Source organism: Streptomyces sp. DSM 42067, from assembly GCF_055792885.1.
Genome location: NZ_CM147706.1, coordinates 5173185 through 5197266 on the forward strand (window position 1 = coordinate 5173185; position 24082 = coordinate 5197266).

The 24082-nt window shown below is 71.5% G+C and carries 21 protein-coding genes and 1 pseudogene; 12 read left to right on the forward strand and 10 right to left on the reverse strand.

Annotation, left to right across the window (positions count from 1 at the left end; all coding sequences use genetic code 11):
* Positions 1-164: 164 nt before the first annotated feature.
* On the forward strand, positions 165-1829 hold the full coding sequence (locus tag ACSMXV_RS23755) for an MDR family MFS transporter (protein WP_473173313.1): 1665 nt from the start codon (positions 165-167) through the stop codon (positions 1827-1829).
* Positions 1830-2152: 323 nt separating this feature from the next.
* Here the strand turns inward: ACSMXV_RS23755 and cseC are convergent, their stop codons facing one another.
* The 6 genes from cseC to ACSMXV_RS23785 all read right to left on the reverse strand — a co-directional run bounded on the left by cseC (position 2153) and on the right by ACSMXV_RS23785 (position 7851).
* On the reverse strand, positions 2153-3631 hold the full coding sequence (gene cseC / locus ACSMXV_RS23760) for a two-component system sensor histidine kinase CseC (RefSeq protein WP_473179048.1): 1479 nt from the start codon (positions 3629-3631) through the stop codon (positions 2153-2155).
* The gene (gene cseB / locus ACSMXV_RS23765) at positions 3552-4265 is read right to left on the reverse strand and encodes a two-component system response regulator CseB (RefSeq protein ID WP_473173314.1); all 714 of its coding nucleotides are present in this window, start codon (positions 4263-4265) and stop codon (positions 3552-3554) included. The genes cseC and cseB overlap by 80 nt, the downstream gene beginning before the upstream one ends.
* Before the next feature lie 21 nt (positions 4266-4286).
* Positions 4287-4955 carry a hypothetical protein gene (locus ACSMXV_RS23770; RefSeq protein WP_473173315.1) on the reverse strand — a complete coding sequence of 223 codons (669 nt, stop codon included), beginning with the start codon at positions 4953-4955 and terminating at the stop codon, positions 4287-4289.
* A gap of 56 nt (positions 4956-5011) precedes the next feature.
* Positions 5012-5551: a SigE family RNA polymerase sigma factor gene (locus tag ACSMXV_RS23775; protein WP_473173316.1), complete on the reverse strand. Its 540-nt coding sequence runs from the start codon at positions 5549-5551 to the stop codon at positions 5012-5014.
* Positions 5552-5811: 260 nt separating this feature from the next.
* The gene (locus tag ACSMXV_RS23780) at positions 5812-6789 is read right to left on the reverse strand and encodes an HhH-GPD family protein (protein ID WP_374064133.1); all 978 of its coding nucleotides are present in this window, start codon (positions 6787-6789) and stop codon (positions 5812-5814) included.
* A 408-nt stretch (positions 6790-7197) separates the two neighbouring features.
* A complete protein-coding gene (locus ACSMXV_RS23785; RefSeq protein ID WP_473173317.1) occupies positions 7198-7851 on the reverse strand; it encodes a phosphatase PAP2 family protein in 654 nt (217 codons plus the stop codon).
* 197 nt (positions 7852-8048) lie between these two features.
* Here ACSMXV_RS23785 and ACSMXV_RS23790 point away from each other — a divergent pair, with 197 nt between their 5' ends.
* Positions 8049-8861, forward strand: a complete 813-nt coding sequence (locus tag ACSMXV_RS23790) for a hypothetical protein (protein WP_473173318.1) — start codon at positions 8049-8051, stop codon at positions 8859-8861.
* Between the two features lie 119 nt (positions 8862-8980).
* Here ACSMXV_RS23790 and disA read toward each other — a convergent pair whose 3' ends face one another.
* Together disA and radA are read right to left on the reverse strand one after the other, a co-directional pair.
* Positions 8981-10105, reverse strand: a complete 1125-nt coding sequence (disA, locus tag ACSMXV_RS23795) for a DNA integrity scanning diadenylate cyclase DisA (RefSeq protein ID WP_181865619.1) — start codon at positions 10103-10105, stop codon at positions 8981-8983.
* A gap of 68 nt (positions 10106-10173) precedes the next feature.
* Positions 10174-11583, reverse strand: coding sequence for a DNA repair protein RadA (gene radA / locus ACSMXV_RS23800; protein WP_473173319.1), 1410 nt, complete (start codon positions 11581-11583; stop codon positions 10174-10176).
* Positions 11584-11907: 324 nt separating this feature from the next.
* Here radA and ACSMXV_RS23805 point away from each other — a divergent pair, with 324 nt between their 5' ends.
* Complete coding sequence (locus tag ACSMXV_RS23805; RefSeq protein WP_473173320.1) at positions 11908-13773, forward strand: BACON domain-containing protein; 1866 nt, start codon at positions 11908-11910, stop codon at positions 13771-13773.
* Between the two features lie 122 nt (positions 13774-13895).
* Here ACSMXV_RS23805 and ACSMXV_RS23810 read toward each other — a convergent pair whose 3' ends face one another.
* Positions 13896-14798: a DUF3109 family protein gene (locus ACSMXV_RS23810; protein ID WP_473173321.1), complete on the reverse strand. Its 903-nt coding sequence runs from the start codon at positions 14796-14798 to the stop codon at positions 13896-13898.
* A 71-nt stretch (positions 14799-14869) separates the two neighbouring features.
* Here ACSMXV_RS23810 and ACSMXV_RS23815 point away from each other — a divergent pair, with 71 nt between their 5' ends.
* The 4 genes from ACSMXV_RS23815 (at position 14870) to ilvD (ending at position 19555) form a co-directional block, all read left to right on the forward strand.
* On the forward strand, positions 14870-15802 hold the full coding sequence (locus ACSMXV_RS23815) for a Ppx/GppA family phosphatase (protein ID WP_181865623.1): 933 nt from the start codon (positions 14870-14872) through the stop codon (positions 15800-15802).
* Positions 15803-15994: 192 nt separating this feature from the next.
* Complete coding sequence (locus ACSMXV_RS23820) at positions 15995-16819, forward strand: sugar phosphate isomerase/epimerase family protein (RefSeq protein ID WP_473173322.1); 825 nt, start codon at positions 15995-15997, stop codon at positions 16817-16819.
* Positions 16816-17430, forward strand: coding sequence for a TetR/AcrR family transcriptional regulator (locus tag ACSMXV_RS23825; protein WP_473173323.1), 615 nt, complete (start codon positions 16816-16818; stop codon positions 17428-17430). The genes ACSMXV_RS23820 and ACSMXV_RS23825 overlap by 4 nt, the downstream gene beginning before the upstream one ends.
* A gap of 274 nt (positions 17431-17704) precedes the next feature.
* Positions 17705-19555: a dihydroxy-acid dehydratase gene (ilvD, locus tag ACSMXV_RS23830; protein WP_473173324.1), complete on the forward strand. Its 1851-nt coding sequence runs from the start codon at positions 17705-17707 to the stop codon at positions 19553-19555.
* A gap of 87 nt (positions 19556-19642) precedes the next feature.
* Here the strand turns inward: ilvD and ACSMXV_RS23835 are convergent, their stop codons facing one another.
* A complete protein-coding gene (locus tag ACSMXV_RS23835; protein WP_473173325.1) occupies positions 19643-21856 on the reverse strand; it encodes a protein kinase domain-containing protein in 2214 nt (737 codons plus the stop codon).
* 133 nt (positions 21857-21989) lie between these two features.
* Between ACSMXV_RS23835 and ACSMXV_RS23840 the strand changes: the two genes are divergently transcribed.
* The 5 genes and pseudogenes from ACSMXV_RS23840 to ACSMXV_RS23860 all read left to right on the forward strand — a co-directional run bounded on the left by ACSMXV_RS23840 (position 21990) and on the right by ACSMXV_RS23860 (position 24056).
* Positions 21990-22364, forward strand: a complete 375-nt coding sequence (locus tag ACSMXV_RS23840) for a peptidase (protein ID WP_473173326.1) — start codon at positions 21990-21992, stop codon at positions 22362-22364.
* A gap of 52 nt (positions 22365-22416) precedes the next feature.
* Positions 22417-22614, forward strand: a pseudogene (locus tag ACSMXV_RS23845) (hypothetical protein); the annotation flags it as partial.
* A 19-nt stretch (positions 22615-22633) separates the two neighbouring features.
* A complete protein-coding gene (locus ACSMXV_RS23850; protein WP_473173327.1) occupies positions 22634-22978 on the forward strand; it encodes an SH3 domain-containing protein in 345 nt (114 codons plus the stop codon).
* 102 nt (positions 22979-23080) lie between these two features.
* A complete protein-coding gene (locus tag ACSMXV_RS23855; RefSeq protein WP_473173328.1) occupies positions 23081-23587 on the forward strand; it encodes an EamA/RhaT family transporter in 507 nt (168 codons plus the stop codon).
* A 130-nt stretch (positions 23588-23717) separates the two neighbouring features.
* Positions 23718-24056: a hypothetical protein gene (locus ACSMXV_RS23860; protein WP_473173329.1), complete on the forward strand. Its 339-nt coding sequence runs from the start codon at positions 23718-23720 to the stop codon at positions 24054-24056.
* The last annotated feature ends 26 nt before the right edge of the window (positions 24057-24082 follow it).

Genomic DNA, 24082 nt, shown 5'->3' on the forward strand with positions numbered 1-24082 from the left:
GCATCTGCCGGGCACCCCGCTTTGCCACAAACTTACTTGACGCCCGGCAAGTAGGCGCCTAGCTTCCTCAGTGTAGAGAGCTAGCCGGGCGGCAAGTAAGTACCGCGGCCAAGTGGGCCACGCCGGTCGCCTCGCTTCCTTATCGTCCCAGGGGGAGTGCAGAAATGTCCCAGGCCAGGCCACCGGCCGACTCCGCACCGGAAGACGCACCGCAACCCCCGGAAGGGGCACCACAAACCGCGCCGGCAGGAACCCCGGACGCGGCGGCGGAAGGCGGCAGGCAGCCCCGAAGCGTACGGGTCGTGCTGCTCGCCCTCATGATCACCATGCTGCTCGCGATGCTCGACAACATGATCGTCGGCACCGCAATGCCGACCATCGTGGGCGAGCTCGGCGGTCTCGAGCACCTCTCCTGGGTCGTCACCGCCTATACGCTCGCCACCGCCGCATCCACCCCGATCTGGGGCAAGCTCGGCGACATGTACGGGCGGAAGGGCGTCTTCCTGACGTCCATCGTCATCTTTCTGATCGGCTCCGCGCTCAGCGGCATGGCCCAGGACATGGGGCAGCTGATCGGCTTCCGCGCCATCCAGGGGCTTGGCGCGGGCGGGCTCATGGTCGGCGTGATGGCGATCATCGGCGATCTGATTCCGCCGCGGGAGCGCGGCAGGTACCAGGGCATGATGGCCGGCGTGATGGCGCTCGCCATGATCGGCGGGCCGCTGGTCGGCGGCACGATCACCGACCACCTCGGCTGGCGCTGGTCCTTCTACATCAACCTGCCGCTCGGTGTCGTCGCCCTGGCCGCGGTCAGCGCGGTGCTGCATCTGCCGAAGAAGCGGACGCAGAGCCGGATCGACTACCTGGGCGCGTCCCTGCTCGCCGTCGGCATCACCGCGATCGTGCTGGTCACGACCTGGGGCGGTACGGAGTACGCCTGGGGCTCCGCCGTGATCATGGAGCTCATCGGCATCGGCGTCGCCTCGCTCGTCGGCTTCTTCTTCGTCCAGACGAAGGCTGCCGAACCGATACTGCCGCTGCATATCTTCCGTAGCCGCAACTTCACGCTGATGTCCGTGATCGGCTTCGTCACCGGCTTCGTGATGTTCGGCGCGGTCCTGTTCCTGCCGCTGTACCAGCAGTCCGTACAGGGGGCGTCCGCGACCAACTCCGGTCTGCTCCTGCTTCCCATGCTGCTGTCGATGATGGTCCTCTCACTGATCGCGGGACGGGTCACCACCAGCAGCGGCAGGTACAAGATCTTCCCCGTGGCGGGGAGCGTGCTGATGATCGCCGGGCTGTTCCTGCTGGCGCAGATGGACACCGAGACGTCACGCCTCACCTCGGGTCTGTACATGGCGGTGCTCGGCGCGGGCATGGGCTGCCTGATGCAGATCACGATGCTGGTCGCGCAGAACAGCGTCGAGATGAAGGACATGGGCGTCGCGTCTTCCTCGACCACCCTGTTCCGTACGCTCGGTTCGTCCTTCGGCGTCGCGATCATGGGCGCCCTCTTCAACCACCGGGTGCAGGACGTGATGGCCCAGCGCGCCGGGGACCTCGGCAGCCAGGTCACCGAGAAGTCCGCTCAGCTCGACGCGGCGAGCCTGGCCAAGCTGCCCGCGGCGGCGCGCGAGGCCTACCAGCATGCGGTGTCGGCCGGTACGCACTCGGCGTTCCTGCTCGGCTCGGCCGTCGCCGTGGCCGCCTTGCTGGCTGCCGTGTTCGTGACGGAGGTTCCGCTGCGGGGTGCGGCGCCGCAGAAGGGGGCCGGGGGCGCGGACGGGGAGGGCGCGCGCGCCGGGAAGACGGTGGCCGAGTCCGTGTGATCCGGCCCTCGAGTCGAGAGATTGCGGGGTTGAAGGCCCTGGCGCGCACGGCGTGCCGGGGTCTTCCGCGTGTGACCGGGCTCCCGGGCGCGGGCCGACCGGGTTCTCAGCCGGCGGTCCGGGTCGACCGGCTCTCGGCCGTGGGTCTGGGGGCGACCGGCTCTCGACATGGGTCCGGGTCGACCGGCTCTCGGCTGTGGTCTGGCGGCGGTCGACCGGCTCTCGGCTGTGGGTCTGGGGGCGACGACGTCGGCCCGAGCCTGATCTGGACGCCTGCCCGAGCCTGATCGAGAGGCCGACCCGAACGATCGGAAGGTCGGCCGTCAGTCCTCCAGCATCGGGTAGCTCCCGGTGTTCGTCGGCGCGTGCTCCGGCAGCCACAGCACCGCGACCGCGCCCTCCGCCGGTACGTCGTCGGGCGCCCCAGGAGGCCGTACGTTGCGGAAGGTCAGGCGTGCGCCGAGCACCCGTGCCTGGCCCGCCGCGATCGTCAGGCCGAGCCCATGGCCCTGCCCTGAGCGGTCCCTGCTGCCGGTCCGGAACCGGCTGGGCCCCTCGGCGAGCAGTTCCTCCGGGAATCCGGGCCCGTGGTCGCGCACCCGGATCACCCGGCCCTCCACCGTGACCTCGATCGGCGGCTTGCCGTGCCTGGCGGCATTGGCCAGCAGATTGCCGAGAACCCGCTCCAGGCGCCGCGGGTCGGTGGTGACCTCCGACTCGTGCACCACGCGCACCGCGACGTCCGCGTCCCTCACCGCGACCCGCCGGGTCACGAACTCGCCCAGCATGATGTCCTGCAACTCGGCCCGCTCCGACGCGCTGTCGAGACGCGCCACCTCCAGCACGTCCTCGACGAGTGTGCGCATGGCCTGCGCCCGGTCCCGTACGAGCTCGGTCGGCCGCCCCGGCGGCAGCAGTTCGGCCGCCGTCAGCAGTCCGGTCACGGGTGTGCGCAGCTCATGGGCGATGTCGGCGGTCACCCGGCGTTCGGCCTCCAGGCGCTGTTTGAGGGCGTCCGCCATCGCGTCGACGGCCCGCGCGAGGTCGTCCGTCTCATCGCGTACGACACCGCCTATGGCGTCGCGCACCCGTACGTCCGTCCGCCCCTGGGCGACCTCTCCCGCCGCGGCCGCGGCCTTGCGCAGTCGCCGCGACATCTGGCCGCCGATGAGCACACCGAGCGCGCAGCCGCCGAAGACCACCACGATCGAACCGACGATCAGCGCCTGGTCCAGGTCCTTCATGACCTCGGCGCTGCGGTCCGTGAACCCGGTGTGCAGCGACAGCACGCGGCCGTCGTTCAGCGGGACGGCGGCCCAGATGTCGGGCACGCCGTTGGGCTTGTCCGCCACGTAGGTGGCCCGGCGCCCGGCCGTCGCCTTCGCCAGCAGGTCCTTCGGGATGGCTGGATCGTTGATCTTGAGGCCCATGAAGTTCAGCCGGCCGGTCGTCTCGTACATGCGCTGCGCGACCTGGATGCGCTCGTCCTGGACGTCGCGTGCGTTGTCGAGCATCGAGACGCGCGCCGCGTTGTGCACGACCAGGCTCAGCGCGAGCGCCACCAGCGCGCCCACCAGCGTGATCGCGGCGCTGATCTTCCACCGCACCCCGGTGTGCAGCCGTCTGCCCACGCCCGGCAGCCGTCTGCCCACGCCCGGCAGCCGTCTGCCCACGCCCGGCAGCCGCCGGCCGCCGAAACCCCCCAGGTCCACGGTGTGCTCCTCAGGCCCTGAGCTTGTAGCCGAAGCCGCGGACCGTCTCGATCCGGTCCTGGCCGATCTTGGTGCGCAGCCGCTGCACATGGACGTCGACGACGCGAGTGTCGCCACCCCAGCCGTAGTCCCACACGCGCTCCAGCAGCTTGTCGCGGGAGAGCACCGTGCCGGGCGCGGAGGAGAACTCGAGCAGCAGCCGCATCTCGGTCGGCGTCAGCCCCACCAGCGCGCCACCGCGCCGTACCTCCATGCCCTCCGTGTCGATCTGCAGATCGCCGAAGCTCAGCACACCGCCGCTCACCTGCCCCGTGCCGTCGGCCTTACCGGCACCGGAGGCCGCCCCGCTCGCGTGCCCGAAACGGCGCAGCACGGCGCGGATCCTGGCCACCAGCACGGCACCGTCGAACGGCTTGGTCACATAGTCGTCGGCGCCCGCTTCCAGGCCGAGGACGACGTCGATCGAGTCGGCGCGCGCCGACAGCATGATCACCGGCACGGTGGACTCGTCGCGGATGCGGCGGCAGAGCGAGACACCGTCCAGGCCCGGAACCATCACATCGAGCAGCGCGATGTCGGGCCGGTCGGCCCGGAACGCCTCGAGCCCCGACAGGCCGTCGGGCATGGCGGTGACCACGAAGCCGTCGCGCTCCAGCGCCAGCTGGGTGGCCTCGCGGATGACGTCGTCGTCCTCGACGAACAGGACGTGGGTCTGCTCTGCCATCCGAATGTGCTGCCTTCTGTGTCAGTTCTCCGGGGCGGTGGGCGAACCCCCGCCCACCGCGTTGCTGTAGTCGTTGTGCGTACGGGCCTGCTCCACGAACCTGTTCGCGGACCAGTGGTAGGTGATCACGTTCTCGCCGGACGGGTACTCCACGGGATCGCCCTTCTCGTACACCTGTGTGGTGACGACGAGGTCGCCCCTGTCGATCTCCGCATAGACAGGCGGCTCCTCGACGCGGAAGACATTCTGATACTCCGTGCCGACCGCGCGGTACACATACGAGCCGACGCCGACCGCATCGCCGCAGGTCATCACGTTGACGACGATGTCGTCCGAGGAGCCGCCGGTCAGCTTGCCGTAGGACACGTCGACCGGGTACTCGTCCGCGACGCACGGTTTCAGGTCCCGCTTGACCTCGGCGCTCACCTTCGGATCGTTCTTGACCAGCGCGACCGCGTCGACGCGCTTCGCCGTGGGAGCGGGCGATGAGGAGGGCGAGGGTGCGGACTGGGCGACCGAGGCGCCCCGCGCCGGGCCCTCGTCGCGCGCACCGGTGCCGCCCGCGCCGCATCCGGCGAGGGAAAGGCCGAGGGCGGCGAGCCCGGCCGCCGCTGTGCCCCGCGCCGTCAGGGTTCGTCCCGTCCGGCCGCCGCGTCCGGCGGCGGGGACGTCGCCCCGTAGGGCCCCCACACCTCGCAGTGCCCCTACGCGTCGTAGGGCCCGTATCCCTCGTATGGCCCCCATGCCTAGGCCGCGCAACGCTCCCGCTCCTCACGTTCGAGCGCGCGCGCATCGAGGTCGCGGTTCTCCAGCTCCTGGCGGAGCCGGGCGAGCGCCCGGTGCAGCGTGCTCTTGACCGTGCCGACCGACATGCCGAGGGCGGCAGCTGTCTCCTCCGTGGACATCTGTTCCCAGTGTCGCAGCACGACGACGCTGCGCTGCTTGGGTGCCAGCACCTTCATGACGTCCATCAGCAGGGCGCGGTCGGCGTGCTGCTCGGTGGCGTCCTCGACGCTCGCGTCCGGCAGCTGCTCGGTGGGGACCTCCTCCAGCTTGCGGGCCCGCCACCACTCCGTCCGCGTATTGATCATGACGCGGCGCAGATACGCGTCGGCCAGCCGCTTGTCGGCTATGCCCTCCCAGTGGCCGTACGTCCGCACGAGCGCGGTCTGCAGCAGGTCCTGCGCGTCGACCGGGTCGGGCACCAGGCGCCGGGCGCTGCGCAGCAGGGCGTCCTGCCGACTGCGTACGTACTCCTCGAACTCGAGCACCTCGCCGTGCGCCATTCCGAACCGCCTCCGTCCGTCCCGTGTTCGCGCTGGTGCGCGCCCCTGTGCGGTACGGCAGAAGCTACGGAACGGTTGTCACGAGGCTGTCCGAAGCAGCCTGCGGCGGACGCACGGCTGTCCGGCGGTTGTGTAACAGAAGCCGGACTGCCGTAAAGCGTGGTGAGCGGCAGTATCGAGTGATGGGTGGCCGATAGTGGGCGGCGGGGGTCGGTAGCGGTAGCCGGAGGTCGGTCAGGCCAGCAGGGGCGGGAGGCCGGTCAGGCCAGCGGGAGGCGGTACAGGCCGCCCTGCAGTGGCTCGACGAGACCGTCGGCGACCAGTCCGTCCAGCGCCCGCGCCCGCTGCACGGGCTCGTCCCACACACGGTCGAGCACGGACTGCGGCACGGGCGCGACGGCCTCCCGCAGCACGGCCAGCAGTCGGCCGCGCACCTGGCGGTCGGTCCCGGCGTACGTCTGGGCGCGGCGCGGCGCCCCGTCGTGCGCCGGCTTCCCGGCCAGCCGCCATGCGCACTGCGCGGCGATGGGGCAGCGGACACAACTCTCGTTCTTGGCCGTGCAGATCAGCGCCCCGAGCTCCATGGACGCGGCGGCCCAGCGCGATGCCGTGCGCTCGTCCTCGGGGAGCAGCGCGCGGGCCAGCTTGCGCTCGGCGGCGGTGGTGGCGTTGGGCGGGTACTGCGTACCGGTCACGGCGCGCGCGAGGACCCTGCGCACATTGGTGTCGAGGACGGCATGCCGCTGCCCGTAGGCGAAGGACGCCACGGCGGCGGCGGTGTACTCGCCGATGCCGGGGAGCGCGAGCAGCTGCGCGTGCTGCGTCGGTACGTCGCCGCCGTGCCGCTCCGTTATGGCGACGGCGGCACCGTGCAGCCGCAGCGCGCGCCGCGGATAGCCGAGCCTGCCCCAGGCGCGGACGGCTTCCCCGGGCGCCTCCTCGGCCAGGTCGGCAGGGCGCGGCCAGCGGGCCATCCACTGCTCGTACACGGGCAGCACGCGGTTGACCGGGGTCTGCTGCAGCATGAACTCGCTGACCATCACACCCCATGGCCCCGCCTCGGACCGACGCCACGGCAGGTCGCGCGCGTTCTCCTCGAACCATGCGATGACGGGCGGGTGCAGGGCGGCGCCGTCCGGGGCGCCCGGGGCGGCCCCCGGGGTGCCGGAGGCGGCGCGGCAGGACGGCATGGGCGCCGTGGACGGGGTGGGCGGCATGGATTTCGTGGGAGCAGTCATGGCACGCACGATCCTGCCACGGTGCCGCACGCCGAGCGGACATCCGCGGCCGCGGCCCCACAGAAGGCCAGGTGAGAGGCGGGAGTGACACGCCGGGCGACACGGTTTCGGGCCGTACCGGGGCGGTTCAAGGCGCCTTGTAGCCCCGAAACCTGACGATCGGAGGGGCGCCACGGCGGCCTCCGGACGCCGCCGCCGACTCCCTTGAGCCCTCCCCGGTCAGAGCTCATACGGCGCGTACGTGGACGCCGAACCCATTGGCGCAGCCCTCGGCAGCGGCAATGGCGGCTGCCGCCTCGGCCCGCCACAGCCGGCCCGCCACAGCCGGCGCGGCGCAGTACAGGCCGAACAAGCCGATCGCCGACCCGGTGCTGCCCGGTCTCCGTGGCCGTCGAGGCCGCGGCGCCGTCAGCCGCGATGGGCCGATCGCGGCTGGGGCGTGTCCCGGTCCGGTGCCGCGGGACCCGGACCGGCGAACCACCGGACCGGTCTCGTGGTGGACGCCCGCAGTGCCTCGGCCACGTGCGTCATCGGCCGGGCGCCCAGACGCACCACGGCGTATGCCACGGCGGCGCCGAGGAGCAGCCCCACGAGCACGTCGTGCGGATAGTGGACGCCCACGAAAACCCGTGAGTACGCCATCAGCAGCGCCATCGGGAAGGCGAGCCGGGCGAGACCGCGCCAGGCGAGCGTCAGTGCCACCGCCGCGGCGCCCGCGATCGACGCGTGGTTGCTCGGGAACGACCAGTCGCCGTGGGGCGGACAGGCCATGAGCGAGGCGGGGGCGCCGGCCACGGCGCGGCACGGACGCACCTCGTCCACCGCGGACTTGACCAACTCGCTGCACACAGACGCCACCGCGGTCGCGAGCGGCGCGAGAACCGCGACGGCCAGCGCGTAGGGCCCGCCGCGCCGCGCCCGCCACCACGCGGCGGCGAACAGCACGCCGAACAGCAGCAGTCCGGCCTCCGTCCATGCCTCGACGAGGTGCTGCACCCACACCGGGGTGTCATGCGCGAAGTCGCTGATGCCGCGGTACAGACCGGAGTCGATGTCCTGCATGAGCAAGGACAGTACGCAATAAGTCGGCACATCACATGATGCGATGGTTCAGTCCCGTATCTGCCGAAAGGCAGGGGCGGCGGAGCGGTGGAGGGGTGTGAACGGGCTGCGCGGCCGTGATGATGATCCGCAAAAGTTGCGGCGCGGGGCGGCGGGTGGGGCAGGATAACCCGCTGATCTCTCGTACAGTTTGCGCCGTGGGATCTCTGCGCAATCCTGTCGGGCCGCTTCCCTCCAGCATCTACTGGCGACGGAGGGCCGTTCTGCTGTCCATGGTCGCCCTGCTGGCACTGCTCGTCGTATGGGTCGTCAGTTCCGGTGGCGGCGGCAACAACAACGCCGGCGACTCCGACGGCAAGAACCCCGCGCCCTCGATCACGCCGGGTCCCTCCGGATCCGGGCCTGCGATCAGCGAAAACCCGGGCGGCCGCGACGAGTCGGGCGGCAGCGGCGACGGCTCTGGGGACGGTGACGGATCGGGGGACGGTGAGGGCTCCGGCGAGACGGGAAGCTCCGGCGGTTCGGGCGGCGAGGGCGGCACGGCTTCCCCGGACGGCGCCACGGGCGGCGGTGGCTCGGGCGACCGTGTTCCGGCCGGGTCCAGCCTGCCCAACTGCGCTGCCGGTGCGGTCAAGTTCACGGTACGCAGCGTCCGCAACACGTACGAGCCCGGTGAGAAGCCGGAGTTCGAGCTGATCGCGCAGAACACGTCGGGCACCGCCTGCAAGGTGGATCTCGGGCCGAAGGAGGCCGTGCTGACGATCACGCTGACCGGGAGTGACGACGCGTTCTGGACGTCGTCGGACTGCCCGGAGGGCAGCGGGAGCCTGCTGCTGCGGGTGCCGGCGGACGGGAGCGTCACGCAGACCGTGGTGTGGGATCGGCACGCGAGTGCACCTCAGTGCGCGACGCCGGCGGCCGGCTCGGCGAAGGCGGGTACGTACCTTGTCGAGGCGAAGGCCTCCGGCCTCGGAACGGCACGGACGTCCTTTGTCCTGGAGAACGATTAGCCCTTGGCGGGCCGACCGCGGGCACTCCAAGAACAGCGGGCACTCCAAGAACAGCGGGCACTGCAAGAACATGGGCACTGCAAGAACAACGGCGCCCGAGAACCGCAGCCCGCCGGAGGTTAGACGTAGCGCTCGAGGATCGAGGACTCCGCCAGCCGCGACAGCCCCTCCCGAACGCTGCGCGCCCGGGCCTCCCCGACCCCGTCCACCGTCTGCAGGTCGTCGACGCTCGCGGCGAGCAGCTTCTGCAGGCCGCCGAAGTGCTCCACGAGGCGGTCGATGATGGCGCCCGGCAGCCGCGGCACCTTCGCAAGGAGTCGGAACCCCCGCGGCGACACCGCCGAGTCCAGCGTCTCCGGTGACCCGGTGTAGCCCAAGGCTCTTGCCACCACGGGAAGTTCGAGAAGCTCGGTGTGCGTCAGAGAGTCGAGTTCGGCCAGCGCCTCCTCGACCGTACGGGACCGCTTCGCGGTCGGCTCCGGTACGTAGTCCCGGACGACGAGCTCCCGCTCCGGCTCCACGCCCGCGATCAACTCCTCGAGTTGGAGGGCGAGAAGCCGCCCGTCCGTGCCGAGCTCCACCACGTACTCGGCGATCTCGGTGGCGATGCGCCGCACCATCTCCAGGCGCTGGGCGACGGCCGAGACGTCCCGGACCGTCACCAGGTCCTCGATCTCCAGCGCCGACAGCGTGCCCGCGACCTCGTCGAGCCGCAGCTTGTACCGCTCCAGGGTCGCCAGGGCCTGGTTCGCCCGGGAGAGGATCGCGGCCGAGTCCTCCAGGACCCGCCGCTGTCCGTCCACGTACAACGCGATGAGCCGCATGGACTGGGACACCGACACGACCGGGAAGCCGACCTGCTTGCTCACGCGGTCCGCGGTGCGGTGCCGCGTGCCGGTCTCCTCGGTCGGGATCGTCGGGTCCGGCACGAGCTGGACACCCGCCCGAAGGATCTTGGTGAGGTCCTTGTCGAGGACGATGCCGCCGTCGAGCTTGCACAGCTCGCGCAGCCGCGTCGCCGTGAACTCGACATCAAGGACAAAACCGCCCGTACACATGGCCTCGACGGTCTTGTCGGAGCCGAGGACGATCAGTCCTCCGGTGTTGCCGCGGAGGACGCGCTCCAGGCCGTCACGCAGCGCCGTACCCGGCGCGACAGCGCTCAGAGAGGCGCGCATGAGCCCATCGGCACCGGAGCTCCCACCGGACTTTCCGGGAGCTGCTGCCCGGTCGTTGGCTGCCACTGCACTCCTCCGGTCGCAGGTTCTGGGGCGCCCTCGGTTCGTACGGATGGGCGAGACCGGGGCAAAGTCTACCGGCGGTCCTCCTCCTCCCGTGGGGCCTCTCGCCGACGCGACCTCGGCAGCACACGCAGAGCGTCCCCTATGTCGGCGACTTCCAGGACCTTCATACCGGCCGGGACCTTGCCGGGATCCGTCGGTACGAGGGCGTGCGTGAAGCCGAGGCGGTGGGCCTCCGCGAGCCTGCGCTGGACGCCGGTGACCCGTCTGACCTCGCCCGCGAGGCCCACCTCGCCGATCGCGACGAGGTTCTTCGGCAGCGGGGTGTCGCTCGCGGCGCTGGCGAGCGCGAGCGCGACGGCCAGGTCCGCCGCGGGCTCGGAGAGCTTCACGCCGCCGACCGTCGCGGAGTAGATGTCGCGCTTGCCGAGCGCGCTGATCCGGCCGCGCTGCTCGAGGACGGCGAGCATCATCGAGACGCGGGACGTCTCCAGGCCGGAGGTGGTGCGCCGGGGTGAGGGGATCTGCGAGTCGACGGTGAGCGCCTGGACCTCGGCGACGAGCGGGCGGCGGCCCTCCAGCGTCACGGTCAGGCACGTGCCCGGAACGGGCTCGGCACGGCGGGTGAGGAAGAGGCCGCTGGGGTCGGCGAGACCGGTGATGCCCTCGTCGTGCAGCTCGAAGCAGCCGACCTCGTCCGTCGTCCCGTACCGGTTCTTGACGCCGCGGACCAGCCGCAGGCGCGCGTGCCGGTCGCCCTCGAAATGCAGCACGACGTCCACGAGGTGCTCGAGCAGCCGCGGGCCCGCGATCGCGCCGTCCTTCGTGACATGGCCGACCAGGAGCGTCGCCATGCCGCGCTCCTTGGAGGCGCGGATGAGGGCCCCGGCGACCTCGCGGACCTGGGCCATGCCGCCGGGCGCCCCGTCGATCTCCGGCGAGGCCACGGTCTGTACGGAGTCGAGGATCAGCAGTGAGGGCTTGACCGCGTCCAGATGACCGAGGACGGCGGCCAGGTCGGTCTCGGCCGCCAGATACAGGTGGTCGTCGATGGCCTCGATGCGGTCCGCGCGCAGCCGCACCTGGCTCGCGGACTCCTCACCTGTCACATAGAGCGTGCGGTGCTCGTCGCTGGCCGACTTGGCCGCCACGTCCAGCAGGAGCGTGGACTTGCCGACGCCCGGCTCGCCCGCGACGAGGACCACGGCGCCGGGGACCAGCCCGCCGCCGAGCACGCGGTCCAGCTCGGGCACGCCGGTCGTGCGAGCCGTGGCCTGGCGGCCGTCGACCTGGCCGATCGGCACGGCCGTGGTGGTGACGCGGCCGGGCGTCGTCGTACGGACCGCGGGCGCGCCGTACTCCTCGACCGTGCCCCATGCCTGGCACTCGGGGCAGCGGCCGAGCCACTTGGCCGTCTGCCAGCCGCACTCGGTGCAGCGGTAGGACGGCCGGTCCTTGCCGGTTTTCGTACGGGCAGCCATGGACGAAACCGTAGCGGTGCCCACCGACAACCCGACCCCCGGCCGCCGACTGCGGCTGCTCGCCGGATATCGCGGCGCCCGGCTGTCGGCCGCCATCCGCGCCCGCCGGCGCCGAGCGACGCCCGAGCCCACGAGTGCCGAGCGCCATCCGCGCCCGCCGGGCGCCGCGCGCCACCCGAGCCCGCCCCGCGCCCCGGTCCCTGTAACGCTCGCATCGCGGAATGACGGGTTCCTGTCCCCTTTTGAGGGATCTGTTCACCCGTAAGGATTAAATGTGCGCGACGGTGAGGAGGGCCCCACCGCCACCCGCCTACGGTCGCACGGGTGACGAGCAGTAGGCCGCAGCACTCCAGACAGACCCCCGGAGCCCGCCGGGCGCATCGTGATGCGCGGCACCGCGGGGCGGCGCACCGCACGCTGGTCCAGCGGCCGCCCGCGCGCTACGAGCCGTATCTCGACGGCCTGTTCACGTACTGCCTGTCCGTGCTGTGCGACCACGACGCCGCGACCGCCGCACTGGGTGAAGCCCTCGCGTGTGCCGAGCGCCGCGGCTCGCGCGGGCCGGACTCCGAGAGCGACCGCAAGGCCTGGCTGTACGCGCTCGCACGCTGGTCGTGTCTGCGCAAGCTCGCCGAGGCCAAGCGGAAGCGGCAGAGCTCGCGTGCCGCCGGGCGGCATGCCGACCGGACGGCCGCCGCCCCGGTCTCGGCGGAGAGCGACCGGAGCCCCGCCCCCTCGGTCTCGGCGGAGAACGACCGGACCACCGGCCCCTCGGTCTCCGCGGAGATCGAGCAGGAGCGCCGGCGCGAACTGGCGCTGCTGGCCTGGCCGGAGGCCGCCGGGACGACCCCCGAACAGCGAGAGGCGCTCGAACTCGCCGTACGCCACCACCTCGCCGCCCACGAGGTCGCCGCGGTCCTCGGCATGGACCTCGCGTCGACCCGGGAACTCCTGGCCACCGCGGCCTGCGAGGTGGAGCGCACCCGTGCTGCGCTCGCCGTCGTCGAGACCGGCACCTGTCCTGCCGTCGCCCGCCTCACCGGCGACAACCAGCTGCTCCTCGGCGCGGCCCTGCGCAGCGAGCTCGTCCGGCACGTCGACGACTGCCCCCGCTGCCGCCGTACCGCCGAGCGCGCCGGGGCCGCGTGGCCCGGCACCAGCGTCACCCCGGCCGCGCTGCCCGTGATCGAGGCCCCGCGCCCCGCCCTGCATGCCGCGATGACGCATGCCCCCCGCGCGCGGGACAGCGCACCGCGCTTCGACCGGCGCGGCTTCCCGATGGACCCCAGGGACCGTGCCGCCCGCCGCGGTCGGCTACGCGCGCGTGCCGTGGCGACGACCGTCGTCGCCACGGTCGTCGCGGCCCCGGTGCTCGCCCTCTGGGCCGCCTACCGCGGCGCGCCTCTCACCGGCGAGGGCCAGGACGGCCGCTCCATCTCCGTCAGCGAGGCGGACGGCCCCGGCGGGCTCGGGGGCGACCACGCGGGCGGCTACGAGAACGCCGGCAACGCCAGCCCCGAGCCCGACGCGCGCTTCACCGCCGGCAGCCGCACACCCGACGTGTCCGTGGAGGTGATCAGCCCGGGAGCACCGCCGTCCCACAGCGCGGTCGGCCCCGGCAGGCTCACGGTGGAGGCGCAGCCGAGCGGCGGCGACACGACACTGATCACGCTGCGGGCATCGGGGGGCGCACCGGTGCACTGGTCGGCGCGCGCGGACGCCCCGTGGCTCTACTTCAGCCAGTCCTCGGGAACGCTCACGCCGGGCGAGTCGCTCACGATCGAGGTGTACGTCGATCACCATCGCGAGCCTCCCGGCCACTGGCGCGCACAGATCGTGATCGATCCGTCGGGTGCGGTGATCGCCCTCGAGGGGTACGGAGAGTCGTCCCCGCCACCCTCCAGCCCGCCTTCGTCCAGCCCGCCGTCGTCCTCGCCCGGTCACCCGTCCCCGTCCGATCCGGGGCCGGCGCCGAGCGACCCGCCCTCGTCGGATCCGCCCCCGTCGTCCGACCCACCGCCGTCGTCCGATCCGCCCCCGTCAGGGCAGGATCCCGCCCCGAGCGACCCGTCGCCCTCCGACCCGGACCCCGCGCCCAGCGACAGCGCCCCTTCCGACTCGCCGGCCCCGTCGGACCCGGGGGACTCGTCGCCGCCGCCGAGCGACGGGGGAGGGGCGAGCCCCAGCTGAGGGACGTAGGCGGGCGGCCCGCCCGCAGGACGACGACGCTCCTGCTGTCGACGGCGGGTGCTTCTGACAGTGACCGATGGGCCAAAGGCCGGGCGGGGCGTCGGCTCCGGAACGGCCCCGCCTCAGCCCGCGGGGTCGGCGGGGTGCGGCGCCACCAGAGGCAGCTGCGACGCCAGCCGGGCCTCGCACAGCTCGACCAGCCGGTCGTATCCCGCCTTGCCCATCAGCTCGGTGAGCTCCGGCCGGTACGAGACGTACACCGGCTCGCCCGCTCCGTGCGCCGAGGTCGCCGACGTACACCACCAGTGCAGATCGTGGCCGCCCGGACCCCAGCCCCGGCGGTCGTACTCGCCGATCGACACCTGCAGGACGCGGGTGTCGTCGGGCCGGTCGATCCACTCGTACGTCCGGCGGATCGGCAGCTGCCAGCAGACGTCCGGCTTGGTCTCCAGCGGCTCACGCCCCTCGCGCAGCGCCAGGATGTGCAGCGAGCAGCCTGCGCCGCCCCCGAAACCGGGCCGGTTCTGGAAGATGCAGGAGCCCTCGAAACGGCGGGTCTGGCGCTCGCCGTCCTCGTCCTCCTGGACCCAGCCGGTCTGCGTGCCCACGTCGTGGTGCTGCCAGATCTCGGGAGTGAGCCTCGCCACATGTCCGGCGACGCGCTTCTCGTCGTCCTCCTCGGAGAAGTGCGCGCCCAGCGTGCAGCACCCGTCGTCCGCGCGGCCGGCCTGGATGCCCTGGCAGCCGCTTCCGAAGATGCAGTTCCAACGGGAGGTAAGCCATGTCAGATCGCAGCGGAATACCTGTTCGTCGTCCGCCGGATCAGGGAACTCGACCCATGCGCGGGCGAAGTCCAGGCCCTTCTCGTCGGGTACCGGCTGCTGCTCCTGCACCGATCCCCTCGATCCCTTCGACTGCTTCGGCGGCTTCGACTGCCTCTGCTCCGACGGCCTCGGCTCCGGCTCCTGCGCCTTCGAGGAACCCTTGGCGGATTTGTCGGTCTTCGCCTTTTTCGTCTTTGGCACGCCTCCAGGGTATGCGGGTGGAACCCCGCCCCGGGACTTCCGTCCGGCCCACGCGCAGTAGCGTTCCGTATATGAGACTCGGTGTCCTCGACGTGGGTTCGAACACGGTGCATCTGCTCGTGGTGGATGCGCACCCGGGCGCACGCCCGCTGCCCGCGCACTCGCACAAGGCGGAACTGCGGCTTGCTGAACTCCTCGACGGCGACGGAGCCATCGGACCCGACGGCGTCGGCAAACTGATCGGCACCGTCCACGAAGCGCTGCAGGCGGCCGAGGACAAGGGCGTCGAGGACCTGCTGCCGTTCGCCACCTCCGCGGTCCGCGAGGCCAGCAACGCCGACGACGTACTGGCCCGCGTCAAGGACGAGACCGGTGTCGAGCTGCAGGTGCTGACCGGTGAGGAGGAGGCCCGTCTGACCTTCCTCGCCGCCCGCCGCTGGTTCGGCTGGTCGGCCGGAAAGCTGCTGGTCCTTGACATCGGCGGCGGTTCGCTGGAGATCGCGTACGGCATGGACGAGGAGCCGGACGCCGCCGTCTCGCTGCCGCTGGGCGCAGGACGTCTGACCGCGAGCTGGCTGCCGGGCGACCCGCCGGACCCGGCGGACGTGAAGGCGCTGCGGCGGCATGTGCGGGCGCAGATCGCGCGGACCGTCGGGGAGTTCAGCCGCCTCGGCACCCCGGACCATGTGGTCGCCACCTCCAAGACGTTCCGGCAGCTCGCCCGTATCGCGGGCGCCGCCCGCTCGGCCGACGGCCTCTACGTCCAGCGGGAGCTCAAGCGCAGGTCCCTGGAGGACTGGGTGCCGCGGCTCATCGAGATGACGGCCGAGGAGCGCGCCGAGCTCCCCGGCGTCTCCGAGGGCCGCTCCGGTCAGCTCCTCGCCGGCGCACTCGTCGCGGAGGGCGCGATGGACCTGTTCGGCGTGGAGTCGGTGGAGATCTGCCCCTGGGCGCTCCGCGAGGGCGTGATCCTGCGCAGGCTGGACCACATGTCGAGCACGTAGAGGTGCCGGGTCGCCCCCGCTGCGGAGGGTGGGCACTGGGGTATCTCCCAGCGTGCGACTGGGGGGAACCCCGACACCGGGACATCCCTCAGCCGGACGGCAACCACGTTGTACGTGGGGAGCGTCCCTGTTGGGGCGGCACCGCCGGGGGACGGCCCCGTCGCGGGGACCTTGCCCCGTACCCTGTCCCTCGTGGCAGAACCAGTGGTGCGCATCCCGGATGCGAAGGTCGCGCTGTCGACGGCCTCGGTCTATCCGGAGTCGACGGCGACGGCCTTCGAGATCGCCGCGCGCCTTGGGTACGACGGTCTCGAGATCATGGTCTGGAACGACCCCGTCAGCCAGGACATCGCGGCGCTGCGCCGCCTGAGCGACTACCACCGCATCCCGATCCTCGCCGTCCACGCCCCCTGTCTGCTGATCACGCAGCGGGTGTGGTCCACCGACCCCTGGGTCAAGCTCCAGCGCGCGAAGTCCGCCGCCGAGCAGCTGGGCGCCTCCACGGTCGTCGTGCATCCGCCCTTCCGCTGGCAGCGGCAGTACGCCCGGGACTTCGTCCGCGGCATCTGGCGCATGGCCGACGAGACGGACGTACGGTTCGCCGTCGAGAACATGTATCCGTGGCGCTACCGGGACCGCGAGATGCTCGCGTATGCCCCGGAGTGGGACGTCACCAAGGACGACTACCGGCACTACACGATCGACCTCTCGCACACGGCGACCGCCCGCACCGACGCGCTGCAGATGATCGACCGCATGGGCGACCGGCTCGGCCACGTCCACCTCGCCGACGGCAGCGGATCCGGAAAGGACGAGCACCTGGTCCCCGGCCGCGGCACACAGCCCTGCGCAGAGGTCCTGGAACGGCTGGCGCTGAACGGCTTCGACGGCCATGTCGTCCTGGAGGTCAACACACGGCGGGCCATGTCCAGCGCCGAGCGCGAGGCCGATCTGGCGGAGGCCCTGGCCTTCACCCGGCTCCATCTGGCGTCCGCGGTGAGGGTGCAGAGATCATGACCGACACGGCTCCGCGGCGCAGGGGACGCCCCTCGCGTACGCAGGCGGGGGAGGGCCCCGCGGCGCGCGAGCGCATTCTGCAGTCGGCCCGCGAGGAGTTCTCCGAGAGGGGCTACGACAAGACGTCCGTGCGCAGCATCGCCAAGGGAGCGGGCGTCGACCCGGCGCTGGTCCACCACTACTTCGGCACCAAGGAACAGGTCTTCGAGGCGGCGATCGAGGTCGTCTTCGCGCCGGCCCTGAAGGCGCCGGACACGATCATCGAGGGTCCGCTCGACGGGGTCGGTGAGCGGTTCTCCCGGTTCCTCTTCGGTGTCTGGGAGAACCCGGTCACCCGTACGCCCCTGCTTGCCGTGGTCCGGTCGGCCATGAACAACGAGGCGGCCGCCGCGGTCTTCCGCCGGCTCGTCACCACACAGCTGCTGCGCAGGGTCGCGGGCCATGTGGGCACGCCCGACGCAGAGCTGCGGGCCGAGCTGGCGGCGGCCCAGCTGGTCGGGGTCGCGATGCTGCGGTACGTGATCAAGCTGGAGCCGCTGGCCTCGGCGGACGTCGAGCAGATCATCGTCCGGGTGGCGCCGGTGGTGCAGGGTCATCTGACCGGGCCCTGATCCCGGTGCAGGTGCGGGTGCATGTGACCGGCCCTTGAGCCCGGTACAAGGTCACCTGACCGCCCCTGGGCCCGTTCGTGGCCCGGCCGGGTGCCGGTGACCGAGACGGGCGTCCCGCATTCCGGACGAGCTGTCCAGATCTTGGAGTAGCGGCGTAGGCTCGACTGCAGTCATCCCTGCCTGCGTCCGCCAGCCGTACGGACAACGCCGCGAGAGCCCGGCGACGACCGTGCCGCAGGCAGCCGTAGGCATCTGCCTGAAGGAGCGAGCGACGATGCCCGAGCTGAGGTCCCGCACTGTCACCCACGGCCGCAACATGGCGGGCGCCCGCGCCCTTATGCGCGCCTCCGGTGTAGCGAGCGAGGACATCGGCAAGCCGATCATCGCGGTTGCCAACTCCTTCACCGAGTTCGTGCCCGGCCACACGCACCTGCAGCCCGTCGGCCGGATCGTCAGCGAGGCGATCAAGGCCGCGGGCGCGGTGCCGCGCGAGTTCAACACGATCGCGGTCGACGACGGCATCGCGATGGGCCACGGCGGAATGCTGTACTCGCTGCCGTCCCGCGACCTGATCGCGGACTCGGTCGAGTACATGGTCGAGGCCCACTGCGCCGACGCCCTGATCTGCATCTCCAACTGCGACAAGATCACCCCGGGCATGCTGATGGCGGCCCTCCGCCTCAACATCCCCACGGTCTTCGTCTCCGGCGGCCCGATGGAGGCCGGCCGCGCGACGCTCGTCGACGGCACGGTCCGCACGCTCGACCTGATCGACGCGATCTCCGACGCCGTCAACGACAAGATCTCGGACGAGGACATCCTCCGCATCGAGGAGAACGCCTGCCCGACCTGCGGTTCCTGTTCCGGTATGTTCACCGCCAACTCGATGAACTGCCTGACCGAGGCGATCGGCCTCTCCCTGCCCGGCAACGGCTCGGTGCTCGCCACGCACACCGCGCGCAAGGCCCTCTACGAGAACGCGGGCGCCACGGTCGTCGAGCTGGCCAAGCGCTACTACGAGCAGGACGACGCCTCGGTCCTCCCGCGCAACATCGCCACCCACGCCGCCTTCGAGAACGCCATGGCCCTCGACATCGCCATGGGCGGCTCCACGAATACGATCCTGCACCTGCTGGCCGCCGCTCAGGAGGCCGAGGTCGGCTACGACCTGACCGACATCGACGCCGTCTCGCGCCGCGTCCCGTGCCTGGCCAAGGTCGCGCCCAACGTGGCGCCGACGCGGACGTACTACATGGAGGACGTGCACCGCGCGGGCGGCATCCCCGCGATCCTCGGCGAGCTGTACCGCGGCGGTCTGCTCAACGAGGACGTGCACACCGTCCACAGCCCCTCCATCAAGGAGTGGCTGGACGACTGGGACATCCGCAGCGGTTCGGCGATCGACGAGGCCGTCGAGCTGTGGCACGCGGCCCCCGGCTGCAAGCGCTCCGCCGAGGCCTTCTCGCAGTCCGAGCGCTGGGAGGAGCTGGACACCGACGCGGCGAACGGCTGCATCCGCGACGTCGCCCACGCGTACTCGAAGGACGGCGGCCTCGCGGTCCTCAAGGGCAACCTCGCCGAGGACGGCTGCGTCGTGAAGACGGCGGGCGTCGACGCGTCGATCTGGACCTTCGAGGGCCCGGCCGTCGTCTGCGAGTCGCAGGAAGAGGCGGTCGACAAGATCCTCACGAAGCAGGTCAAGGAGGGCGACGTCGTCGTCATCCGCTACGAGGGCCCCAAGGGCGGCCCCGGCATGCAGGAGATGCTCTACCCGACCTCGTTCCTGAAGGGCCGCGGCCTCGGCAAGGCCTGCGCCCTGGTGACGGACGGCCGCTTCTCCGGCGGCACGTCGGGCCTGTCCATCGGCCACGCCTCCCCCGAGGCGGCCTCCGGCGGCACGATCGCCCTGGTCGAGGACGGCGACCGCATCCGCATCGACATCCCGAACCGCACGATCGAACTCCTCGTCGACGACGCGACGCTGGAGGCCCGCCGCGAGGCCCTCGCCGGCGCGTACGCCCCGAAGTCCCGCGACCGCAAGGTCTCTGCGGCGCTGCGGGCTTACGCGGCGATGGCGACGAGCGCGGACAAGGGGGCTGTGCGGGACGTGACGAAGCTGGGCTGAGGCTTTCGCGTCCGTACTGCGCGTTGTGTGGGCCGTTCCTGCGGGGGCGGCCCTTTCGCGTACGTGCCTGCGCCCACTCGGTGCGTACTACCAGTCCGCAGGATCACGTCCGTCGACGGCGAACAGCGACCCGTCGGGAGCCCCGGAGTACACCTTGCCGTCGGCCGGGACCGGCGCGGACAGCCCGGAGACCAGCCACTGCTGTTCGCCGCCCAGCCGCGTCTTGGTCTCGCCCAGCAGCGTGCCCTCCACGGTGTCCATGGCGAGGAGTCGGCCGTCCGCCGCCGTGAAGTACAGCCGTCGCCCGGACACCACGGGCGGAGAGGAGAACGTGACGGAGGTTTCCAGTCGCCAGAGCTGCTTGGAGGTCCGGGTGTCGATGGCCATGACCGTGCCGCCCGTCGCCAGGAGATAGACCGTGTCCTTCTCGACGACGGCCTGGGTTCCCTCTGGGGAGAGGGGGAGCGCGATACGGCGGGTGGTGCGGCTCGCGGTGTCGTAGCGCACGACGGCGTCCGTGGACGAGTCGATGGCGGTCGAGGTGAACCAGAGCGTCCCGTCACGGGCGCCCACCAGGGTGAGCGCACCGTCCAGGCGCCGCTGCCAGCGCGTGGCGCCTGTCTCCGGGTCGACGGCGGTCACCCGCGTCCCTGATCCGGCCGTACCCACCGCGTAAGCGAGCCCGTCCCCGTACGACCAGAAGTTCGGAAGCGGCTGCCCCGGTATCGCGTGGTGCCACTTCTCCTCGCCGGTGGAGGCGTCCAGCGCGGTGACCTTCGAGTCGGCGCCGGTGAGCAGCACGACACCTCCGGCGTGGGTGACGAGGCCGCGGTACCGCTTGATGTCGTGGCTCCAGCGGGTCTTTCCGGTCGTGGGATCGAGCGCCGTCAGCCGCTCGCCGTCCTGGCTGACGACCTGCAGGAGTCCGCCCGACAGCACGGGCGCCGTCACAGCGTCGCTGCCGCGCTGCCCGGCGTATCCCCGCGACCACAGGACTTTGCCGTCGGCCGGATCGACGGCGGCGGCCAGGACACCGGAGCGGGCGCAGTACAACGTGTGGGGTGCGTACGAGCATTGAGGCATGCCGGAGGCGTTGGCGCCCTGTGCCCTAAGATCGATGGCCCACGGCTGGAAGCCACTCTTGGACGGCTTCCCGGCGGTGTGGTTGGCCGGGGACTCGGCGCCCGAGTCGAGGAGGACGAAGGCACCCGCGACGATCGCGGATGCGGTGAAGGCGACGACGGCGGGGAGCCACAGGCGGCGCGCAAGGCTCTTCGTGGCGGCGGCGTTCTTCTCGGCGCCGGGGATTTCCGGAGCGCTTCCGTCGACACCCGGGGTGCCGTCGGAGACGCCCTTCGGCCGCCGGGCGGCGCTGTGCGTGGCATCGTGGCCGTCGGCCGCGGCTCTTCGGCGCGCCGACTCCCCATCGCTCCCGCCGCGCTGTTCGGGGATGAATGCCTGGGTGTCGTAGGAGGCCGACACGGATCGCAGTGCCGTCATCAGCTCGTCCGGGGTGGGCCGGTCTGCCGGCTCCTTGGCGAGACAGCGGGCGACGAGCGGGGCCAGCTCCATCGGCACGCCTGTCAAGTCTGGTTCGTCATGAACGACTTGATATGCCACCAGGTACGGGCTGTCCGAGTCGAAGGGCCCGCTTCCGGTCGCCGCGTGGACGATGACGGACCCGAGCGCGAATATGTCGGCGGCCGGTCCGACCTCGCGTGGCCTGCGGAACTGCTCCGGAGCCATGAAGGGAGGGGTGCCGATCAACTTGCCGGTCTCGGTCCGCAGTTCGCTGTCAGATGGCCGGGATATGCCGAAGTCGATGACCTTCGGGCCGTCCTCGGCCAGGAGCACATTGCTCGGCTTGAGATCGCGGTGAACGACACCGGCGCGGTGAATGTCCCGCACCCCCTCCGCCAGCCCCGCCATCAGCTGTCGCACCCGTGCCGCGGGTAGCGCGCCATTCCGCTTCACGTGTTCGGCGAGGGTCGGGCCGGGGATGAACAGGGTTGCCATCCAAGGGCGTCCGGCGTCGGGATCGGCGTCGACGACGGGCGCGGTGAAGGCACCGCTGACCCGCCGCGCAGCGGCGATCTCCTGCCTGAATCGCCCCCGAAACTCGGGGTCTTGGGCAAACTCGGCGTGCACGACCTTGACAGCCAGCCGCAACCCGGAGGCGGACCGGGCCAGATGCACGACGCCCATTCCGCCAGAGCCGAGCTGCGCCTCCAGCAGGTACTGCCCGGCATACCGCGGACGTTCCGCTTCCGGGTCCGTACCGGCGCTGCGCTGTGGCGGCATCACTCACCCCCGTGCGTCCGTCCGCATGCGCGACGCGCAGAGCCTAGTCGATGATTCGTACGAAACCTCGGCGGCTTGCTAGCCTCGGCGCTCCGCACCTATTTGGCGTGAACTATTCAACGGGGGAGCCGGCATGGCTACGGAGGACATCGAAACCCCACCCGCGGGGGAGACGGCGGCGGCCGGGACAGGCGAGACCAGCACCACCCACCAAACCGCCACAAAGACCGGGAACGTCACCTCGCTGAGCGCGACGGCGACCCGCACGTACTCGGTGGCACCGGGCGTCCGCCTCAACGTCCGAAGCGGCCCGGGCACGACCTACGGCATCGTCCGCGTCCTGCCCGAGGGCGCGAGCGTGCCGATCTACTGTCAGCGCCCGGGAGAGACGATCAGCGGCCCGTACGGCACGACGAACCTGTGGGACTGCATCGCCAACGCCCAGTACGTCTCGGACGCGTACGTGTACACGGGCAGTGACGGGTACGTGGCACCGCGCTGCTCCTGATGCCGCACGAGGGCAGCACGGCCGAGCGGACGGCTGCCCGAGCCCGCAGCGGCCTGGCGCGACCTATCGCCTCATCCGCGTCCTCCCGGAAGGGGCACACGTGCAGATCTTCTGCCGGCGTCCGGGAGAGACGATCACTGGTCCGTACGGCACGAGGAACCTCTGGGACAACATCGCCGTCGGCGAGTACGTCTCCGGCGCCTACGTGTACACCGGCAGCGACGGCTTCATCAGGCCGCGCTGCGCCTGATGAAGGGGATGGGATCACCATGAAGCTCTTGGCCGGCAGACGCACCAGGATGGCGGCAGGCGCCACCGTCGCGGCCTTCGCACTGACGCTGGGTGCCGCGGCGGAGGCCTCGGCGCTCAGGTACTACTCGGTCGCGCCCGGCTACCGCGTGAACGTGCGCAGCGGCCCCAGCACCAGCTATGGCATCGTCCGCATCCTGCCCGATGGCGCCAAGGTGCCGATCTTCTGCCAGACGCCAGGCCAGACGATCACCGGCCCGTACGGCACGACGAACCTCTGGGACAACATCGCCGACGGCGAGTACATCTCGGACGCATACGTGTACACGGGCAGCGACGGGTACGTGGCACCGCGCTGCGGCTGACGCCTCGGGGGTGGCCTCGCCCGCACGACCGGTGGGGCCACCCCTAGGAGCGGAAGAGGAGTGCCAGCAGGGATCACGGCGGGCCGGACCGATAATCGACGCGTGAGCGACGAGAAGGACGACAAGACCGGCACCCCGGCCACCCCCGCGGGCCCCCGCCCCGAACCCATCCGATTCTTCGGCACGACCTGGGTGAACCACGACGGCGGCTACGCGGCGCGCCGCGCGGCCGTAGCCGCCGGTTCGCTCGCCGCGGCGGCCGTGTCGTGCCTCGTCCTGCGCTTCGCGTACGAGGGTCTCGAGATCGCTGCCATCGGAGGTCTGGCGACCGTCCTGGTCGTCGTGATGTTCGCGGTCTGCAGCGCGCTCGCGTTCCGTCACACCTGGGACGGCTTCAGCAAGCGTCCCGACCCCGACCGCCAGGCCTCCCTCCGAGGTCTCCTCGCCATCGGCTTCGTCGGCTCCCTCCTCGCCTACTTCCTCCGCACCCTCACCGAGGCCCCCGGCGAGAAGCTGTACCGCGAGGAGTACGAGGCGGCACGCGAGCAGTACGAACGCCGTGCGGCACGCCGCGCGGGCAACCCGTCGAAGCGGAAACGGAAAGGCTGAGGCCGCCGCCCACCGACCGACCGCACCTGACAGCCGCTCGCCAGGTACCTGTCTGCCGGCAACTGCTCGCCAGGTACCTGCCTGCCGGCAACTGCTCGCCAGGTACTGGTGGAACATCCCCGACCCGGACGTGCCCTGGTGCGCCGAGCAGGAGCGACGACTGCAGGCCCGCCTGCCCGGGTACCACGCGCACGGCATCACCGGCGAGGCGCCGCAGATCATCGACCGGCTGGTCCCCGGCCTGGGTCCGGCGCACCGCCGTCTCCACTGGACCCGCCGCGTCCCCGTCGACGTCCATCTCGCCCACTTCGGCAGCCGCTCGTACTTCGCAGCCCTGGGCCCTGAGGAGTCCGCACCCGTACTGGCCGACGAGCGGCGCCACCTGCTGCGGCACTTCCCGGACGGCCTGGTCGAGGAGGCGTACGCCGTGGATCTCACGGTCGTACGCAGGCCCGGCCGCCTCGCATGACAGCCGCGCATCACACCACCGGAAAC

Excerpts from the sequence above, each read along its gene's own strand:
- ACSMXV_RS23755 (WP_473173313.1), top strand. The coding sequence starts at position 165 with ATGTCCCAGGCCAGGCCACCGGCCGACTCCGCACCGGAAGACGCACCG.
- cseC (WP_473179048.1), bottom strand. The coding sequence starts at position 3,631 with ATGTGCAGCGGCTGCGCACCAAGATCGGCCAGGACCGGATCGAGACGG.
- cseB (WP_473173314.1), bottom strand. The coding sequence starts at position 4,265 with ATGGCAGAGCAGACCCACGTCCTGTTCGTCGAGGACGACGACGTCATC.
- ACSMXV_RS23775 (WP_473173316.1), bottom strand. The coding sequence starts at position 5,551 with ATGGCGCACGGCGAGGTGCTCGAGTTCGAGGAGTACGTACGCAGTCGG.
- ACSMXV_RS23780 (WP_374064133.1), bottom strand. The coding sequence starts at position 6,789 with ATGACTGCTCCCACGAAATCCATGCCGCCCACCCCGTCCACGGCGCCC.
- ACSMXV_RS23785 (WP_473173317.1), bottom strand. The coding sequence starts at position 7,851 with ATGCAGGACATCGACTCCGGTCTGTACCGCGGCATCAGCGACTTCGCG.
- radA (WP_473173319.1), bottom strand. The coding sequence starts at position 11,583 with ATGGCTGCCCGTACGAAAACCGGCAAGGACCGGCCGTCCTACCGCTGC.
- ACSMXV_RS23815 (WP_181865623.1), top strand. The coding sequence starts at position 14,870 with ATGAGACTCGGTGTCCTCGACGTGGGTTCGAACACGGTGCATCTGCTC.
- ACSMXV_RS23825 (WP_473173323.1), top strand. The coding sequence starts at position 16,816 with ATGACCGACACGGCTCCGCGGCGCAGGGGACGCCCCTCGCGTACGCAG.
- ilvD (WP_473173324.1), top strand. The coding sequence starts at position 17,705 with ATGCCCGAGCTGAGGTCCCGCACTGTCACCCACGGCCGCAACATGGCG.
- ACSMXV_RS23835 (WP_473173325.1), bottom strand. The coding sequence starts at position 21,856 with ATGCCGCCACAGCGCAGCGCCGGTACGGACCCGGAAGCGGAACGTCCG.
- ACSMXV_RS23840 (WP_473173326.1), top strand. The coding sequence starts at position 21,990 with ATGGCTACGGAGGACATCGAAACCCCACCCGCGGGGGAGACGGCGGCG.
- ACSMXV_RS23850 (WP_473173327.1), top strand. The coding sequence starts at position 22,634 with ATGAAGCTCTTGGCCGGCAGACGCACCAGGATGGCGGCAGGCGCCACC.